This is a genomic window from Streptomyces sp. NPDC090445 (assembly GCF_044769385.1).
Taxonomy (GTDB): domain Bacteria; phylum Actinomycetota; class Actinomycetes; order Streptomycetales; family Streptomycetaceae; genus Streptomyces.
Map to the genome: position 1 here is coordinate 34,546 of NZ_JBIVXV010000031.1, position 16,632 is coordinate 51,177.

General features: G+C 70.4%; 16 protein-coding genes and 6 pseudogenes. 16 read left to right on the top strand and 6 right to left on the bottom strand.

The window, feature by feature from the left end; translation table 11 throughout:
- The first annotated feature begins 2 nt into the window (after nt 1–2).
- From ACIQUT_RS34415 to ACIQUT_RS34435, 5 genes and pseudogenes are all read left to right on the top strand, one after another.
- Nucleotides 3–404 (top strand): DUF5958 family protein, encoded by a 402-nt coding sequence (locus tag ACIQUT_RS34415; protein WP_403568861.1) that lies wholly within the window; start codon nt 3–5, stop codon nt 402–404.
- A 273-nt stretch (nt 405–677) separates the two neighbouring features.
- Nucleotides 678–1,116 (top strand): annotated as a pseudogene (locus ACIQUT_RS34420) (transposase family protein); the annotation flags it as partial.
- Between the two features lie 138 nt (nt 1,117–1,254).
- Nucleotides 1,255–2,157, top strand: a complete 903-nt coding sequence (locus ACIQUT_RS34425) for a MerR family transcriptional regulator (protein ID WP_403568863.1) — start codon at nt 1,255–1,257, stop codon at nt 2,155–2,157.
- Between the two features lie 215 nt (nt 2,158–2,372).
- Nucleotides 2,373–2,882: a hypothetical protein gene (locus tag ACIQUT_RS34430; RefSeq protein WP_403568865.1), complete on the top strand. Its 510-nt coding sequence runs from the start codon at nt 2,373–2,375 to the stop codon at nt 2,880–2,882.
- A gap of 314 nt (nt 2,883–3,196) precedes the next feature.
- Nucleotides 3,197–3,322, top strand: coding sequence for a hypothetical protein (locus ACIQUT_RS34435; RefSeq protein WP_403568867.1), 126 nt, complete (start codon nt 3,197–3,199; stop codon nt 3,320–3,322).
- A 199-nt stretch (nt 3,323–3,521) separates the two neighbouring features.
- Here ACIQUT_RS34435 and ACIQUT_RS34440 read toward each other — a convergent pair whose 3' ends face one another.
- Nucleotides 3,522–4,808 carry an MFS transporter gene (locus ACIQUT_RS34440; protein WP_403568869.1) on the bottom strand — a complete coding sequence of 429 codons (1,287 nt, stop codon included), beginning with the start codon at nt 4,806–4,808 and terminating at the stop codon, nt 3,522–3,524.
- Between the two features lie 471 nt (nt 4,809–5,279).
- Between ACIQUT_RS34440 and ACIQUT_RS34445 the strand changes: the two genes are divergently transcribed.
- Both ACIQUT_RS34445 and ACIQUT_RS34450 read left to right on the top strand, forming a co-directional pair.
- Nucleotides 5,280–5,696: a hypothetical protein gene (locus ACIQUT_RS34445; RefSeq protein WP_403568870.1), complete on the top strand. Its 417-nt coding sequence runs from the start codon at nt 5,280–5,282 to the stop codon at nt 5,694–5,696.
- Nucleotides 5,697–6,027: 331 nt separating this feature from the next.
- Nucleotides 6,028–6,150 (top strand): annotated as a pseudogene (locus ACIQUT_RS34450) (IS5/IS1182 family transposase); the annotation flags it as partial.
- A gap of 326 nt (nt 6,151–6,476) precedes the next feature.
- Here the strand turns inward: ACIQUT_RS34450 and ACIQUT_RS34455 are convergent.
- From ACIQUT_RS34455 to ACIQUT_RS34465, 3 genes are all read right to left on the bottom strand, one after another.
- On the bottom strand, nt 6,477–6,959 hold the full coding sequence (locus tag ACIQUT_RS34455; protein ID WP_403568872.1) for an RICIN domain-containing protein: 483 nt from the start codon (nt 6,957–6,959) through the stop codon (nt 6,477–6,479).
- 577 nt (nt 6,960–7,536) lie between these two features.
- Entirely contained in the window at nt 7,537–7,992 is a 456-nt protein-coding gene (locus ACIQUT_RS34460; protein WP_403568929.1) for a transposase, read from the bottom strand.
- The gene (locus ACIQUT_RS34465; protein ID WP_403568874.1) at nt 7,899–8,249 is read right to left on the bottom strand and encodes a transposase; all 351 of its coding nucleotides are present in this window, start codon (nt 8,247–8,249) and stop codon (nt 7,899–7,901) included. The genes ACIQUT_RS34460 and ACIQUT_RS34465 overlap by 94 nt, the downstream gene beginning before the upstream one ends.
- 363 nt (nt 8,250–8,612) lie before the next feature.
- On the opposite strand from ACIQUT_RS34465, the pseudogene ACIQUT_RS34470 reads away from it, so the two are divergent.
- From ACIQUT_RS34470 to ACIQUT_RS34500, 7 genes and pseudogenes are all read left to right on the top strand, one after another.
- Nucleotides 8,613–9,092: pseudogene (locus ACIQUT_RS34470) on the top strand (Tn3 family transposase); the annotation flags it as partial.
- Nucleotides 9,093–9,129: 37 nt separating this feature from the next.
- A complete protein-coding gene (locus ACIQUT_RS34475; protein WP_403568876.1) occupies nt 9,130–9,402 on the top strand; it encodes a hypothetical protein in 273 nt (90 codons plus the stop codon).
- Nucleotides 9,403–9,591: 189 nt separating this feature from the next.
- Nucleotides 9,592–9,938, top strand: a pseudogene (locus ACIQUT_RS34480) (DUF4396 domain-containing protein).
- The gene (locus tag ACIQUT_RS34485) at nt 9,911–10,009 is read left to right on the top strand and encodes a hypothetical protein (protein WP_403568931.1); all 99 of its coding nucleotides are present in this window, start codon (nt 9,911–9,913) and stop codon (nt 10,007–10,009) included. Before ACIQUT_RS34480 ends, ACIQUT_RS34485 begins: the two are co-directional and overlap by 28 nt.
- Before the next feature lie 162 nt (nt 10,010–10,171).
- Nucleotides 10,172–10,582 carry a four-helix bundle copper-binding protein gene (locus ACIQUT_RS34490; protein ID WP_403568878.1) on the top strand — a complete coding sequence of 137 codons (411 nt, stop codon included), beginning with the start codon at nt 10,172–10,174 and terminating at the stop codon, nt 10,580–10,582.
- 191 nt (nt 10,583–10,773) lie between these two features.
- Nucleotides 10,774–11,050 (top strand): annotated as a pseudogene (locus ACIQUT_RS34495) (transposase family protein); the annotation flags it as partial.
- 129 nt (nt 11,051–11,179) lie between these two features.
- Nucleotides 11,180–11,823, top strand: a pseudogene (locus ACIQUT_RS34500) (transposase); the annotation flags it as partial.
- Here ACIQUT_RS34500 and ACIQUT_RS34505 read toward each other — a convergent pair.
- Complete coding sequence (locus tag ACIQUT_RS34505; RefSeq protein WP_403568879.1) at nt 11,792–12,265, bottom strand: hypothetical protein; 474 nt, start codon at nt 12,263–12,265, stop codon at nt 11,792–11,794. The pseudogene ACIQUT_RS34500 and the gene ACIQUT_RS34505 sit on opposite strands and share 32 nt — an antisense overlap.
- Nucleotides 12,266–12,274: 9 nt before the next feature.
- On the bottom strand, nt 12,275–13,021 hold the full coding sequence (locus ACIQUT_RS34510; protein WP_403568881.1) for a hypothetical protein: 747 nt from the start codon (nt 13,019–13,021) through the stop codon (nt 12,275–12,277).
- 156 nt (nt 13,022–13,177) lie between these two features.
- On the opposite strand from ACIQUT_RS34510, the gene ACIQUT_RS34515 reads away from it, so the two are divergent.
- Entirely contained in the window at nt 13,178–13,915 is a 738-nt protein-coding gene (locus tag ACIQUT_RS34515) for a Crp/Fnr family transcriptional regulator (RefSeq protein ID WP_403568883.1), read from the top strand.
- A 606-nt stretch (nt 13,916–14,521) separates the two neighbouring features.
- Nucleotides 14,522–16,624 carry an ATP-binding protein gene (locus ACIQUT_RS34520; RefSeq protein ID WP_403568885.1) on the top strand — a complete coding sequence of 701 codons (2,103 nt, stop codon included), beginning with the start codon at nt 14,522–14,524 and terminating at the stop codon, nt 16,622–16,624.
- Nucleotides 16,625–16,632: the final 8 nt, after the last annotated feature.

The window sequence follows — 16,632 nt, forward strand, 5'->3', positions numbered from 1 at the left end:
TCATGACCGAACGGGACATCATCCTCAACGAACTCGCCCAAGGCCTGCGCCCGATGTCACACGGCATCGAGTGGTTCGACACCCACGGCCCGAAGGAGCAGGCCGAGGTACTTCTGTTCCTGCGTCAACACTGCGTGCAGGCGCGTGCCGTCACCGAAGACGGACCTGAGAGCATCCGACGTGCCGGGCTGCGCCCGACGCACACCCCTGCAGTTTTGATCATCTGTGGCCCGATCGACCCGCAACTAGGGAAGATCGCCGGCCTCACCCCTGTCGACGAACGACGCAAGGCGTTCCGGTTACTGGTCGCGGTACTCGCGGTCGCGGACGAACGGCGCCGCGAGCGCTTCTGTTCCGGCGGATGCGGTCATTGGTGGCACAACCTGCCCGTCGCCGACGGGTGAGGCCGAGCCCCCCACCGCTGTTCTCCGCCCCTTGACTCCATCTGCGGCAAGACGGACTGACGGCAGTGCTCATGCGCCCGTGTCGTCGGCGTCGGAGCCGATCACCGCGCTCAGGGCCGAGCACCGTACTGAGATCGGAGAGGACCTGGGCGGGCAGTTCGGTGAGCGCGTCCAGCAGCTGCAGCATGCCCGGACTCATGTGGTCGTCAGTACAGAACGCGGGCTCCACCAGCAGGTGCCGCTTGCGGCCCCGCACCCGGTTGCCCGCGTCGCCTGGCCGCCCTGATGGCTGCGGGCCGACTGCGAGTCCAGCAGGCCGCCGAGGGCCGCGGACGTCCGCGGGACGGTACCCTCGCCGAGTGCGACCGCGGGTCGGCGATGGACGGGCCGACTGCTCCCACAAGCACCGCCGGCACGGCGTGAACGTGCAGGTGGTACCGATCCGGGCGGTCGGCTGCTGTGGCTATCACCCACACTGCCGGGCTGAGCCCACGACTTGACCGCCCCTCGTGCCCACCGGATCGTGCGCGTCTGCGAGCGCCAGGGCGTCCCCGTCCTCGCCGATCTCGCCTACCTGGGCGGCGGCCCCCGGGTGAGTACCGGCATCAACCGCAGGCCACTGCAGGGACTCACCCTCACGGAGAAGACCGTCAACCGGGCCCTGGCCGCGGCACGGGCACCGGTCGAGCGCCGCGTCGCACGCCTGAAGTCCGGCGCGGGCGGGGAGGTGGCTTGGCTGGTGCTGTTCGGGACGGCTCGACGTGCAGGGGCTGGTGCAGGTTTGCACCTGCCGTAGCGTTATGTGGTCAGGTGGGGCTGTCCTCGTTCGTTTGTGAAAGGTCCTTCACTGATGTCCATGTCCTTCTTCGTGTCGCGTCAGGCCAAGATCGGTGACGTGGCGGCCCTCGTGGGCACGACACCGCGGGCGATCCGGCATTACCACGATATGGGCTTGATCCCCGAGCCCGGACGGGGCGGCGACGGCCGCCGCCGCTACAGCTTTCAGGACGTGGTCCGGCTGCTGTGGATCAGGAAGATGGCCGACGCGGGAATCGCCCTGGACGACATCCGTGACGCCTTCACCACCACCGCGGCCGGGACCGGGACCGGGACCGGGACCGGCGAGAGTGAAGGGGACGGCATAGAGGCCACCCTGGCCCGGCTGGAGGAGGCCCTCGCCGTCCAGGAGGCGGGGCTTGCCCGCCGGCGGGCCCGCGTGCAGCGGATGCGTGCCGAGGGCAGCCGGATGGGCCTGCTCTCCGAGGCGGTCACCGGCCGTCTGAAAAATCTTCCCGAAGGCTCGCTGCGCCAGGCGGACCTGGACGCCCTGCTCGTCACCGAGCGGATCTTCGGCCCTCTTGGCGCGGTCGTGCAGGCATCCCGGTTCATTGCGCTGGCCACGCATCCCGAACTTCGGGCCGAGTCCGACCGCGTGGACACCGGCGAGGAAGCACTCGACGACACCGTCGCCGTCGACGACCCGCGCGTCGCCGAGAGGGCCGCCCAGCGCCACGCCTTCGAGAAGACCCTGATGACGGTGATCGAAGAGTCCGGGATCGCGGAGGAGGAAGCAGTCCTCCTCGACACCCTGGACACCGCTCACCCCGAGGGCGCCGCCGGGGACACACTGGAGCCGGATGCCAAGGATGGCGGCATGAGCGCCTTCGAGGCGGTCACCAAGCTGCCCCACGGCTTCTCCCCGGCCCGAGTACGCTGCGCGGAAATGGCCCAGGAACTCGCCATCCGCGACTGAGTGACGCGAGAGAGACATGACCCATCCGGCCGCCATCCCCGGCATCGTCCGTCTCGCCGCTCGGGCCCGTACTCCCAGGTTGCGCGTCCTGCAGGGTCGGAGCCCATGGACCAGGTCGGGGGCGGCGGCGCTGGTCTCGGCGAGGATCGCGTCGAGCTCGGCCTGGACGGTGGTGTCGTCCCACCCCGGGTGGAGGGATCCGCACCTTGGTTCCTGTGGAGACGGCCCCGGCGCGGGCGAGTAGGTCGAGCGTGGTGGCGGTCTGCTGCTCGGACTCCGCGACGCCGTCGCCGAACTCGGCACTCGGCCATTTGCAGGTGGCGAAGAAGCTGGACTGGTCGCGGGCGGTGATCGACTCCTCCCACGTCCGGGCCGCGCGCCGGGGCCCCCAAGCGGGCCCAGCCCGGTCGATCGCGCACGTTGCATGTACGTCATGGGGGGTCGACACCCCCCGCGCCTTCAACGCCTCCTACCTCGACTACACCCTCGCCGGCGGGATCGCCGAACGGATCCAGTGCCCCACCCCCGTCTGCGACGCCGCGGAGGACGAGTTCTTCAAGGGCCAGCCCGAGCAGCTCTACGAACACCTCACCTGCCCCAAGACCCTCATGCTCTTCACCGCCGAGGAAGGCGCCGGCGCCCACTGCCACCCGGGCGCCACGCGCCATGCCAACGCCCGCATCTACGACTGGCTCGACGACACCCTCTCCGACGCCCGCCCCTGACCCCACCCCGCCAGACACCGCCAAGAACCCCGCTGCCCGGCGCATCCGTCCGAAGGACCCCGGGCTCCGCTCACGGGAAACGGGGTTCTGGTCCGACTTTGGGGAGCGTGGCGACCCCTACGGCACCTCCGACCGTGCGAGGTCTTTGAAAAGACCGGTGGCGCTGGGCTGGGTATCGGCCGGTCCTCGCACGTTCCGCCCCCACGAACCCGTCGGGTCCGGGACGTTCCTGCTGGGCGACACCCGCGGCAACTCCGCCGACTCCTGCTACCGGTTCGAGAAGGCGGAGGGCGGCACCGTACCCCCTGACGGCGGTGAAGGGCACGTTCACCGACGCGGTGTGCGGCGTCGCCGCACTGCGGCTGCGCCGCCGGGCGATGACGGCGATGACGGCGATGACGGCTGCGGCACCGACCGCGGCCGCGGTGCCGGGAGTCTGAGGTCCCGGACACGGGGCGCACGGTGTCAGGGACAGCCGTGATGCCGGTGATCCGGTCGCCGGAGGACTCGACGGCCTGAAGGGCCCACGGCTCGTAGCCGGTGCCGTCCGGACGGGGGCGGTACTGACCCAAGGCGGGGGACCCGGCACCGTGACCGTTCAGCCATGAGGAGTTCGGCGGCTGCCGCCGCTGTCCTGCTTCACGGCAGGCCGGCTTCTGAGGCGGTGTGGACGCTGCCACTGCCGCTCGCAGTGCCCGGGGCATGCGCCGGGAGGCGTCGTATGGCCGGGACACAGAGAAGCGCGAGAGTAGCCGGGACCGCGATGACCGTCATCGCGTACAGAGTCGGCCGCACGCCGAGGGATTCGGACACCGGGCCGGCGAGCGCCAGGCCTACCGGCATGAGTCCTGCCGACAGCAAATGGTCGTAAGAGCTCACGCGGGACAGGGCATTCTCGGGCACGTGGGTCTGCAGCGCCGTCTCCCACAGGACGAAGAAGAGGGAAACGGCAACGCCGGTGACCGCTTCGAGGACCGCGATCAAGACGAGCGATGCGCCGGATCCGATGATGATCGCCTGACAGGACGCCACAGCCAGCGCCGCAGCGGCCAGGGCCATGGGTCGCGCGAGCTGGAGCCGGTAGGCGCACACATCGCCCACGATGGCCCCGATACCGAAGGCTGCGACCACCACCGACCAGCCTGCCGCACCGCCCCACTCACGCTCGGCAAGCACGGGTCCCAGCACATAGACCGACGGCAGCACGACAACGTGGTAGACCGCCATGCCGGCCAGGCCGGACAACACCCACGTCCGGCTGCGCACCTGAACCCAGCCGGCGCGCAGTTCCGCGAGGAAGGTCCCCCCGGCAGCGCCTTCCACTGTCTCGGCTGCCGTCTCGCGGGGCCTCAGCCGGGCCAGGAACGCGGCACTGACTGCGAAGGTCAGGGCGTCCAGGGCCAGGGCGCCGCCGGGGCCGGCCAGTGCGACCAGTCCACCGGCCAGGGCCGGACCGAGCACCAGCCCGGACGACTGGACGAACCCGCGCAGGGCATTGGCCTCTCGCAGCCGGTCCGGCCCGACCACCAGCGGCATCAGTCCCGTGGAAGCGGGCATGAAGAACGCATCCGCCGTGCCGAACACGAGCATCAGCAGGGCCAGATGCGGAACCTCGGCGACACCGGTCAGCAGCAGTACGGCAATGAGCCCCTGCACGGCGAACCGCACCATGTCGGAGACCAGCATGATGCGGTGCCGCCGGAAGCGGTCCGCCCACACCCCGCCCACCAGGGTGAACAGCAGCATGGGCACCAGCCCTGCGGCCGCCACCAAGCCGACGTCAGAGGCGGACCCACCCACCGAGAGCACGGCAAAGGGCACGGCCACGAGCGACACGCGGTCGCCCAGCACCGACAGGGACTGCCCTATGAACAGGCGGGCGAACTGCGGTTCATCACGCAGCACGCCAGGGATCAGGGATTTCATGCAGTGGCCGTTCAGAGGGGGGAGGGCAGATTGCGCAGCGCCCGATCGTAAGGAGGACCGTCCTTGCCGGTCACTCGAATTTCCCCCAGCCCCCAGTTGCTTGCTCGCCGCAGGTACGGCGCCGATCGCATCGCTGCGACGAACGCCTTCGAGCCGAACCAGTCGTGGATCCTGATCGGGGCCGGCGAGGACCGACTCGTGGAGACGCTCGGGAAGGAGACGACCGCCCGGATTCCCGCGGTCGCCGACGTAGCGGATCTGCCTGCCCGGCCGAGGCCCAGCCGGGACAGATCCGTACACGGGCCCGGGCCCCCGCCCGTACGCCGGGATCCGGCGGCGCGGCCCTGACGGGTCGGCAGGATCACGACTCCGTATCTGATCGGAAAGCGGAAGGGAAGAGTCCCTTTTGTGTGTTCGGGAGCCGGTAACGTACGTGCGTTCGATCAAGCACACGTTCCCAAGGAACCCTTCATGGCCACGCCTCCCGCGCCGCAGACCCCCGAGCAGCCCGCCGCTCCCGGCCCGTTCGACGCCCCCGTCGCGCCGTCCGAGCCCGCGAAGAAGAAGGGCGGCCTGGGGAAGAAGATCCTCGGCGTCGTCGTGGCGATCACGGTCGCACTGTTCTGGCGCCTGGGCCTTCCCCACCTGACGGGCGAGGCCCCGGTGCACGCGGAGGCCGGCGACTGCGTCGTCGTCACCGGCCCGGAGAACGCCCCCGAGGTCGAGAGCAAGGGCTGCACCGAGAAGGTGGCCGACCTTTACAAGGTCGTCAAGGTCGTCGACAACACCTTCGACCTCGACAAGTGCGAGGGCGTGGCCGAGGTCGCTCTCGCGCAGCAGCTCGAGACGGACAAGTTCGTCCTCTGCATGGAGCCCGTCAAGAACTGACGCCCCACACTGGCCGCAGGGGCCGGACCCGCCGGGTCCGGCCCCTGCGGCGTCCCTGCGGGCCGTCAGGCGGTGCGCCCGTGCACCGAGTCCAGCAGCGCGAGGCCGTCTCCGGACAGCCGCAGCGCCCCGCCGCCACGGCCAACCCGATCGCGTCACTCGTCGAGACCACCCGCAAAGACGCTCCCGAGGCCGCCGAGGCGGTCCTCGCCGACGACGGCCGTCTGGCCCTCTGCCCCGCCGCGCGATGCCCGCGACCATCTACCGCGACCTGGCCGCCACGGCTCCGCTTCAGGACCCGGCCCCGGGCCCGGAGGACCGCGGGGGGCGTAAGGCCTACGCGTCCCGCGGCAACCGCACTCACCTGCGCAAACGCGGCATCAAGGCGGTCATCCCGGAGAAGAAGGACCAGGCCGCCCACCGGAAGAAGAAGGGCTCCAGGGGCGGCCGGCCCGGCACAGCTACCTCGCCGGACTCCACCAGCGCGCCTCGATGATCTGGCTCAGCGACCTCACCCGCGCTGCTGTCGGGCCGGTCAGAAGGCGCGCGGTCCGTCGTCGGTGGTACGCAGCTTCTCCACTGACATCGGCTTGCCGTCGTGGACAGTCTGGCAGGCGTACTCGGTTCCGCACGTCGAGCGGTACCAGCACGGCCGTGGAGAGGCCAGTGCAGCGGACCTCGTCGGGGTCGCTGTTGCCGTAGAGCAGCCTGGCGCAATGGCGATGGCCCGGAGAGCGGAACTCCCTGGCCATCGCTATCCAGCCCTCAGGCCATTCCGAATCAGTACCAGAGCTGGTTGTTCTGGTGGTTGCAGCTCGCCAGCACAGCCCTGGCGCCGTTACCGCTGCCGGAGATGGTGAGGCACTTGTTCCAGTCGCTCCCGTTCCTCAACTGCGCCGAGCCGCCGGTGGAGTCGATGTACCACTTCTGGTCGGCGTTGTAGTTGCAGTCCCACTGGATCGCCACGCCGGTGGACGCCCAGATGCCGAGGCACTTGCCGTTCCCGTTCTTGAGCCGGTAGTAGCCGCCCCCGACACCGGTGAAGTCCCAGTTCTGGTCAGCGTTGCTGTTGCAGTCCCACTGGATGGCGTCCTGGCCGTTGTTGCTGACGTTCCCGTAGATGCCCAGACACTTGCCCGAGGCCGCGTTGTGCTGCCGACCGCTGGTGAGGGCCGAGGCGGAGGGCGCGGTGATGAGCGCGGTACCGGCCGCGAGCAGGAGGCCTGCGGAGGTGGCGGCGATGCGAGTCAGAGTCCTCGTCACTGTGGTCAACCTTTCAGTCGGTGGCGGGAAGAAGCCGCGACCCGATAGGGGAGGCGCCGTTTCATGATCGCCAACCTACGTGTGAATTAGAGCCCGTTCAAAACCGGAACCTGTCTCAGTCGGTGTTTCGGCGGCAGAGACAGGTCCGGTTTTGAACGTGCTGCTCGGCAGCGGGTGGAGAGCCTTCAGGTCGAGCTGCGAGAGGCGGAGGCCGTGTGGAAGCGGTTCGTGATCGCCCGTGAGACGGTGGCGGAGGTCCTGTCTCTTCTTAGGGAGGCGAGGAGGTGCCGCCGGTTGTGGTGGCGGGTGAGGGGCCGGCGCGGGCCGTAGCGGTGCCCGGTGCCGTGGTGCCGCAGTGGTGTGAAGGGCTCGACGTCGGTGTGCTGGCACCGGATTATCAGTGGCTCGTGAAGGCGCTGACTGGTGGGAGCCGGGCGGGTGGGGAGGTGATGGACTGTCGGCAACTCGCGGTGGCACTCGGCCTGGAGCCGGTTCCGGCGAAGGTGGAAGGGGTGCGGTCGAAGGCGAAGCGGCTGGTCGCGCGGGGCTGGCTGGCGGAGGGAGAAGCCGGGCATGTTCAGTGTGGCCGTCGGGCGAGTCGGCGGCTCATGGCCATGCTCATCGACCATCGGATCATCGCCTCCGAGGTGCCGGTGCGGCCCTCGTAGTCGCGGGCGAGGCGGTGTGAGCGCATCAGCCACGCGAACGTCGGCTCCACCGGCCACCTTTTGGGTAGCACGACGAAGCCCGTGGTGTCGTCGGTGCGTTTGACCACGGTCAGCGCGATCGGCAGGGCGTCGCGGGCAAGGTCCACCAGGCGTCCGGTGTAGCCGCCGTCCGCCCAGACCAGCGTGATGCGCCAGTGCCGTTCGCGCAGCCGGGCCAGCAGCGCCTGTCCCGCGTCCCGGTCGGTGGCCGCGGCCGCGGTGACCATCACCGTCAACAGCAGCCCCAAAGCCCCCGCCACGATGTGCCGTTTGCGGCCGTTGACCTTCTTTGCGCCGTCGAAGCCCTGCTCGCGGCGGGCACGGATGCGGCGGCCTTGACCGACTGCGCGTCGGTGATCCCGGCGGTCGGCTCCCGATCCCGACCGGCGGCCTGGCGGCCTGGCGGACTGGTGCTGGCCCGGGCGGGGGCCCGGTCCCGCAGCCGGTCGTGGAACTCGGCGACCAGGCCGGTGTCGCGCCACCGTCGGAAGAAGGCGTAGACACGATCCCACTTGGGGAAGTCCGCCGGCATCGCCCGCCAGGTGATACCGCCCGCGACCAAGTAGGGCACTGAGTCAACCATCTGACGGTGGCAGTAGCCCTACGGCTGCCCGGCCCGGCCTTCCAGCCGGGCGGGGACGGGCATCGCGTCGCGCACGACGGCCCACTCCGCATCGCTCATGTCGGACGGATACCTCGGTCGCCTGTACGGTCGGTCGCCGGCACTGCCGAACCGATGAGCGAGGCAATCACACTCAGGTGAAGCCGAGTTGGCGCCAGCCGGTGCGAGGGCATGGAACAGCGACAACAGGGCCTCCTGGTGTGCTCAAGGTCTCGACAACCCCGAGCTGCACCAGAGGCCCTGTCTTCATGCACGGACAGACCGAAGATCGCCCGACCGAGCCGCCGCATTCGAACCCATGCTCACCAAGATCGGCGTCGTGGCCGTGCGAAGCTGCTCGACGGGGACGCGTGGGAGCAGGCCAAGCCCACCGTGCTGGCCTCGCTCGGCCTGCCCACCGGGGCGGGCGAGTACCTGGCGGCGCGGGCCGCGCTGCTGGACGGCACCTACCGTGAGGTTGCCGCGCGGGTGCCGGCGAACTCCCAGATCGTGTTCGACGACGACGGCCGCCTGCACTTCGCCGCCTTGGAGCCGGAGCCTGAACCCGCCTCCCTGCGCCAGCTGCGGGAGGCGGTGGAGGCGACGCTTCCCCGTGTCGACCTGCCGGAGGCCCTGCTGGAGGTGTTCTCGTGGGGCGCCGACCAGGCGTTCACCTCGGTCACCGGCGGCGAAGCCAGGCTGAAGGACCTGCACGTGACGATCGCCGCGCTGCTGGTGGTGCACAGCTGCAACGTCGGCTACACCCCAGTCATCGCGGCCGCGGACGCCCTGAAGTACGGGAGGCTGTCCCACGTCGACCAGACCTGCCGTTGACGGGCAGTAAGGACTCGATCCTCTGCCATTGCGCGTCAGTCAGCTCATGTCGCCCGACCTGACGGCGCTGCGGGTCTTGAGAGAGTCCCGCACGGACGTGGAAGCCCTCGATCTCACGGCCGAACGGCTGCGCCGCTTCCAGGACGCGTTCTCCAAGGCGGCCGACGCCTCCCGCACCCGCGCGGACCGCTATGCCGAACAGGACGATGCCGATGGAGCGCAGCCGGTGCGCCAGGACGATCTGCGGGCGCACCGGCCGCAGGAACCCGGACCTCACCGCGGCAGGGAGGCCGGGTACTGAGCGCACCCGATGCCGTGGTGCGCACCGGCGATGCCCGGCTCCACTCCACCGAGTAGTGCGCACCACACCGGCTCCGCTCACGAGCACGCCGCTCACATCGGCCACGACAACCACGGTGCCGGTCACGCCCACGACCAGGTCGCCCACGCCGATCACGGGCATGCCCATGACCAAGGCGCCGCGTGGGGGATGGCGGCGAAGGCCACGCTGCACTGCCTGACCGGGTGCGCCATCGGCGAGATCCTCGGCATGGTCATCGGCACCGCGCCGCTGTGGGGCAACGTCGAGACGATGGTCCTGGCGATCGCGCTGGCCTTCCTCTTCGGCTACTCCTTCACCTCTTCGCCGTCCTGCGGGCCGGCCTGGACTTCAAGAGCGCGGTCAAAGTGGCCCTGGCCGCCGACACCGTCTCGATCGCGGTGATGGAGCTGGTCGACAACGGCGTCATCGCCCTCACCCCCGGGGCGATGGACGCACACCTGTCCGACGGCTGTTCTGGGGCGCCCTGCTGGGCGGGTTCGCGGTCGCCTTCCTGATCACCACGCCGGTCAACAAGTGGATGATCGGCCGCGGCAAGGGCCACGCGGTCGTCCACGCCTGCCACTGACCCCGCCACACGCAGCGCCCGCCGTCCGGGGCACCCCGTTCTCCCGGGGTGCCCCGGACGTCTTTGCGCGCCACGCTGGTGGTGAGCCGCACATGCCGGGCTGCCCCAGGCGCGACCGCCCCGGCCACGCCGGCCCGCGCGGCGCGAAGGGAGGCTGCCGTGATGTCCAGCACCGTCAAGGACATGCTCGCCACCTACCCCGCCGACCTCGGCGACATCGACCGGGCCAAGCTGACCCGCTGCATCGAGGAGTGCATCGCCTGCGCCCAGGCGTGTACCGCGTGCGCGGACGCCTGCCTCTCCGAAGGCATGGTCGGCGACCTCGCCAAGTGCATCCGCACCGACATGGACTGCGCCGACATCTGCACCGCCACCGCCGCGGTCCTCTCCCGCCACACCGGCTACGACGCCAACATCACGGCCGCGATCCTCACCACCTGCGCCGCCGCCTGCAAAGCCTGCGCGGATGAGTGCTCCCGCCACGCCGACATGCACGAGCACTGCCGCATCTGCGCGGAAGCCTGCCGCTCCTGCCGGCAGGCGTGCGACGACCTCCTCGGCGCACTCGGCTGACTCTCAACCGCCGGACCCCGTCGGCGATGGGCATCCGGCCGGGAAATCTACTACCGAAATACCCCTCGGAGGTATAACGCTTCTGCCTCAGCGGAGCCAGATGCCCCGTGGTGTCAACGTCAACGGGCAATCCCCGGCGCTGGTGGTCGCCGGGCGTGCCGGCGACAGCACAGTTCATGGTGATCATGGACAAGGCCGCTGTCGGCAACACCAACACGATCGCCGACGGCGGCTGCCAAGGCACCGGACCGGTCACACCCCAACCGAAGGGCGAAGGGCCAGACGGAACTCCCGGACTGGAAAGAGGAACACAACCGGTCCCACAAGCGGGTCTGCGCCCGCGTCGAGCACGTCTTTGCCCGTATGAAGACCTGGAAGATCCTCCGCGCCTGCCGTCTCAAAGGTGACGGCGTCCACCACGCCATGCTCGGCATCGCCCGGATGCACAACCTCGCCCTCGCCGGATAGGCAAGCGGGCCGCACGACGGTCCTCTGTGCCCGAGGCGACGAGAAGATCATTTAGGGGCAGCCCTTGGATGAGTGAGTCCGATGTTTGTGCTGGTCACGACCATAACGAAGGGCGCCCGTTGGCTCGTGCGCCTGAACGCCGCAGGCCCCCTGATCAGCTACGTGATCGAGGCCCTGGCCCGGCAGGTCCCGACCTGGAACGACGACCTACGGCTGATCGACTACACCCCGCTGCCCTGCGCCGCCTCCCGCGAGACCGTCAAACGCTCCGACCTCGCCGGACACTGCGGCTACGGCTACTGCCGCTCCCGCTTCTTCAGGGGCTTCCGGCTCTACCTGGTCACCACGGCCGAAGGCATCTCCGTCACCTGGTGCCCGGCCCACCCCAAGATCGGCGAGCGGGAGGTGATGGCCGCACTGCTGGAACGCGACCACCACCTCGTCCGCGCCGGGCAGGTGATCCTGGCCGACAGGGCTTCGCCGGGGAGGAGTTCGAGGCCTTCTGCACGGAGCGGCTGGGGGCCCACCGGGTGCGGCCCGACCGCAAGGACGAACCGGTCCGGCACGGCAAGATCGCCCGGGTCCGCCAGTGGATCGAGGCCGTCATCGACACCCTCAAAGGCCGGCTCAGCCTCGAACAGCACGGCGGCAGAACCCCGGCCGGGGTCTTCGCCCGCATTGGACAACGACTCCTCGCCCTGGCCGCCGGCATCTGGCACAACTGGACCACCGGCGCCGAGATCAAACGCTCTCTGATCGCCTACGACCACTGAGAACATCAGACTCACTCATCTGGCTGGTGTGTAGATCGCCGTGCTGGACGGCGTAGATCGTCCCGGAGCCGTGCGCCGTGTTGTTCTGGGTGACATCGGACGCACGCCGTTCCCCGGGCGGCGGTCCCAGGCGCGTGTCCGTGAGCTCCCTGATCAGCTGTGCCAGGGCTGCCCGGCCGGACGGGTCCTGGCCGAGTTCCTCCAGGAGTTCCCGTGCCCACGCGCGTACGCGTTCACGCCGGCAGTCGTCGGGGGAAGCGGTCCCGCCGAGGTCGGCGGCGTCCTCGTCGAGCCGCGCCTCGAGGGCCGCCCGGCGGCCTCGGTCGGCCCGCTGGAAGAGCGCGAGGACGGAGCCACGCGCGCTCTGCCACAGGTCCGCGGTCATCGCTGCCACGATCGCCTGGGCTCCGGCATCCGCCAAGGTGGACAGTTCGGCGTCCATGGGGCTCCTTCAGGTTCGTCCGTGCACATGGATGTTCTGGGTTCCGTGCTGGGTCGCGTAGACGACGCCGTTGCCCGACGCGGTGTTCACCATTCGTGCGGTGCGGTGCGCGGGCGGCAGGTCCTGCGGCGATCCCCCGGTCTCCGCATCGGCTCCGTGCTGCCGGGGGCCGGAGGCCGGCCCGGCGAGGTGGAGCCAGGCGTCCGTCGTGTACTCCTTCTCGGCGACCGCAATCCGATGGAACAACTCCGGATCGATCCCGGGATAGCCGTGCCGAACGGTCTCCTCGTAGACGTGCTGGGACACGATGAGCGCGGTCGTCACCTCGGGCGGGGCCACCGCCAGCGCGCCGCGCACCGCAGCCGCGTCGAGCAGCCGGGCGAGCACCTCCAGCGGGCGGCCGGTGACCTCGCCGTCAGTGGCAGCACGGACTTCGCCCGCGTGCAGCGCCACACGGACCCGGACCTGCGTCAGCGGCCCGGCGGTCCGGTTGTGGGCACGGAGGCGGATGGCGAGTTCGTGGACGAGGGGATGGATCAGGCGGGCCTTGCGGACCCCGGCCGGTGCGACCACCCGCAGACCGTCCCCCAGGTCGCTCACCGAGCACGCTGCCCAGTCGATCCCGCTCTCCTCGAAGGACTCGCTGAGCGCCGTGCGCAGTGCGTCGCGAATCTGCCACAGCGCGACATTGCCCCGCCCGGCCGAACGCTCGATGTCGACGGCGAGCAGAGCCCGGTACACGAGTACTTCTTCCACGGGGGGCCTCCTCGAGGATGCGGATGCCGCAGTCACGGCACCGGCTCGTCCAGCCGTGACCATTATGAGCCGCGCACGTCGCCAACTTCCCGTATCCGTACGGTATTCACTCCGAACGACGGTGACGGGAGCGGCAGAGTGGGCAAGCAACACCTCATGACGGACGAGGAGCGGGAGCGGCCCGGCGGCGGCGATGCGCCGCAGCCGCCCGACGGGTGGGGATGGACCGCGGCGAGTCTGCTCGGGGGTCTCCCCGCGGACGCTTGTGGTCGGCTGCTCGCTCTCGGCACGCGCGTCCGGTACCCGCCAGGCCGCGTGCTCATCCGCGAGTCGGACGTCACGACTTCCGTGCGGATCCTGTTGGACGGCGTGGTGAAGGTCACCGGGCGCGCCCAGGACGGCCGGGACGCGCTGCTCGCCGTACGGATGGGCGGGGACCTGGTGGGCGAACTCGCCGCACTGGACGGGCAGCCCCGTTCGGCGACCGTCACCGCCTGCGGAGCCGTCAACGCCCGCACGGTGTCCCGGGCGCAGTTCCTCGACTGCCTGCGGCGCGATCCCGTCATCGCGCTCGCGGTGAACACTTCCGTCGTGTCCAAGCTGCGCGTCGCCAACGCGCGGCGGATGGATCTCACCGGATGCGACGCCGCCACCAGGTTGGCCCGGGTGCTCCACCACATTGCCGAGTCCTACGGGGAGCGGTCCGGCCGGCGCGCGGTCATCCGCTGGCCGGTCACCCAGCCCGAGCTGGCCACCCTGGCCGGCACGGCGGAGCCCACCGTTCACAAGGCTCTGCGCGGGCTGCGGGAGGCCGGGATCGTATCGACCGGTTACCGATCGATCACGGTGGAGGACCTGGACCGGCTGAGCGCCCTCGCCCATACCGATTCCTGACGGCTATGGAACGCCGTCCCGATCGTCGCGCGAACGGAAAGTCTCTTGGCAGAAAACCATTCTGGTAAGACATCGCGCTCCGGACACGTCGCTATGGTGACGCCTCGGAGAAACCCGCCAAGGCGCGGGTGCGTGGCGTCGTGCAGGCCGTGACGGCTCTGCACCGCAGGACACGGGGGTGCGATGGAACGGCAGATGGACGACAACGCACAGCACCAGGAACAGGACCAGCACCGGGAACAGGACCAGCACCAGCACCAGGAACATGGCTCGGAGGCAGCAGCGGCCGGGTACCGGATCGACATCGGCCGTGACGCAACCGGCCCGGTGATCGCAGGTCACCACAACGTCGTGGTCGATGCACACCACGGCTCGACCGTGACCCTGCTCATGGAGCCTCAGCGGCCGCGGCCCGTGCGCCGGGAGCACATCGGGCTGCCACCGCGGCGTCGGTCGGCCCCGCTCGGCCGGGAATCGGAACTCGCCACGCTGGCCGAGGCCCTCCGGGGCGGCGGCCCCGTCGAGTTGTGGGGGCCGCCGGGCATCGGCAAGAGCACACTCCTGCGGCACGCGGCCCTCACCCTGGAACCCGGACCGGACGGAGTGGTGTTCCTGAGCGCCACCCACCGCGAAGCCGGCGACCTGGCGCAAGAGGTCTTCGAAGCCTGCTACGAAGCCGCTGGGTACGCCCCTTCGGGACCGGAACTGCGTCGGCTGATGGCGGGCCTCCGGGTGACGGTCTACATCGACAACGCCGAACTGACCACCGAGGAGCTCCGGGACCTCATGGACGCGGCCCCCGACGCCTCGTTCGTCTTCGCGGGCCGGGAACGGGCGCTGCTGGGCGAGAGCGCGGCCCTGGAGCTGGCAGGGCTGGACCGCGGTGCGGGAGTGCAACTGCTGAGCCGTGAGACGGGCATACCCACATCGGCGGGTGATGGCCCTGCCGGAGAACTCTGGAAGGCATCGGCTGGTCACCCTCTGCTCCTTGTGCGTGCCGCCGCTCTGACGCGGCGAAACGGTCCGGGTGCCGGCGTCCTGCCGCCCCCCGGCGCACTGGCGGATCTCGTTCCGCTGCTCCTCGAGCAATTGGACCCGGACGCGCTGGGCGGCCTCCGTCTGCTGGCCACGCTGTCCGACGCCGAACTGGCCCCGGTGCACGTCGGCGCGCTGGCGGGCGTGCCGGATCCGGCCGGTGTGTGTGGCCGGTTGGCCGCTCTGGGACTGGCCGAGGCCACGGAGCGTGGGTACCGCTGTACGGCGGATGTCGCGCGGGTGCTGCGCGAGCGGCATCCCGCAGGATTTCCGGTGGAGCGCCTGTGCGACTACTTCGCCCGGTGGGCGACGCGCCGTACGACACAGCCTGAGCAGATCGCGGACCATGCCCGCGCCCTGGAGATCGCGGCCGAGCTCGCGGAGCGGGCCGGGCGTCCGGACCTGGCGGTATCGGTCGCCTGGGCCGCTTCGCCGGGTCTGGTGCGGTCCCTGCGGTTCGGCTCGTGGGGGCGGGTGCTCCACCGCGGCCGGATCGCCGCCCGGCAGTCCGGCGACCAGCAGGCGCTGGCCTATTTCACCCACGAGGAGGGCATTCGGAAGCTCTTGACAGGACGCCGGGTGCTTGCCGGGGTCCTTCTCGGGGAGGCGGCACTGCTGTGGCGACAGCTCGGTGACACGGCAGGCGTGCAGGCGGCACAGGGAGCGCAGCAGTACGCGCCTGCGCAGCCGTCGCCGTCGGACCCGACACTGTCGGCGGGGGACGGCGGATCGGGTTCCGCCGCCGCATCGGACGCACCGCACCTCCCCGCCGACGGAAGCACCACCTACGTGCCGCAGGACGCGTCCGCATCGGCAGCCACCTCTACGACGCCGACCTCCGGACCGGACGCCCCCGGCCAGCTCGCCGCCCCATCGACCTCCGCCTCGACCTCGACGCCGACGGCACCCGGCCACCCGGGCGACGTGTCCCCCCTGTCTGGCGACCCCGGAGCGGGCTCCGGTACCGCAGCGAGCGCGGGCCCCGACCCCACGGCGGCGCTGCCGACGCCCACCGCACAGCCGACTGCCGCGGCGGCGTCGGCGCCGCCCGGCGCGGATCAGCTCGGCAGCGTGGGCCTCGGCGCGGGGGGCGGCCAGGGCGGAGCCGCGCTGACCGGTGCGGTCGCCGCGACGGCGACCGGGGCATCCGCGGTCACGACGTTCTTCGTGGTTGTGGCCGTCGCCGTCGGCTTCGTCATCGCGGTGATGGCGGTCACCGAACGGAGCGAGCCCGACGGCCCGTCGGGCGCGGCCGGGCTGTCGCGGAGCGCCAGTCCCACGAGGCTTCCGGTCATTCCGGTGCCCAGCGCGACGCGTACCCGAGAACCTGCGAGACCGAGCCCCACGCCGACCGGGCTGGCCGGCCGCTGGAGGAACGACAAGGGCGGGACCGCCGAGTTCGAGCAGAAGTCCCCCGGCGTGTACACGCTGGGGATTCGGGTATCGAAATGCGGCGTCGAGTACACGATGAAATTCATCGGATCGTCCGGGAGGTACCGGTCGTACGACGAGCGATTCTACGACCAGGAGTGCAGGCTGGTCGGCCATGTCACGGCTGAGATCTCGGTGAGCAGAGACGGCTCGAGCGCGCTCTGGACTCGCGCCTATCCGCAGCTCCAGGGTCAGGAATGCCTGACCTGCGACACCACGATGAACCTGACACGCATTCCATGAAAGCCCGT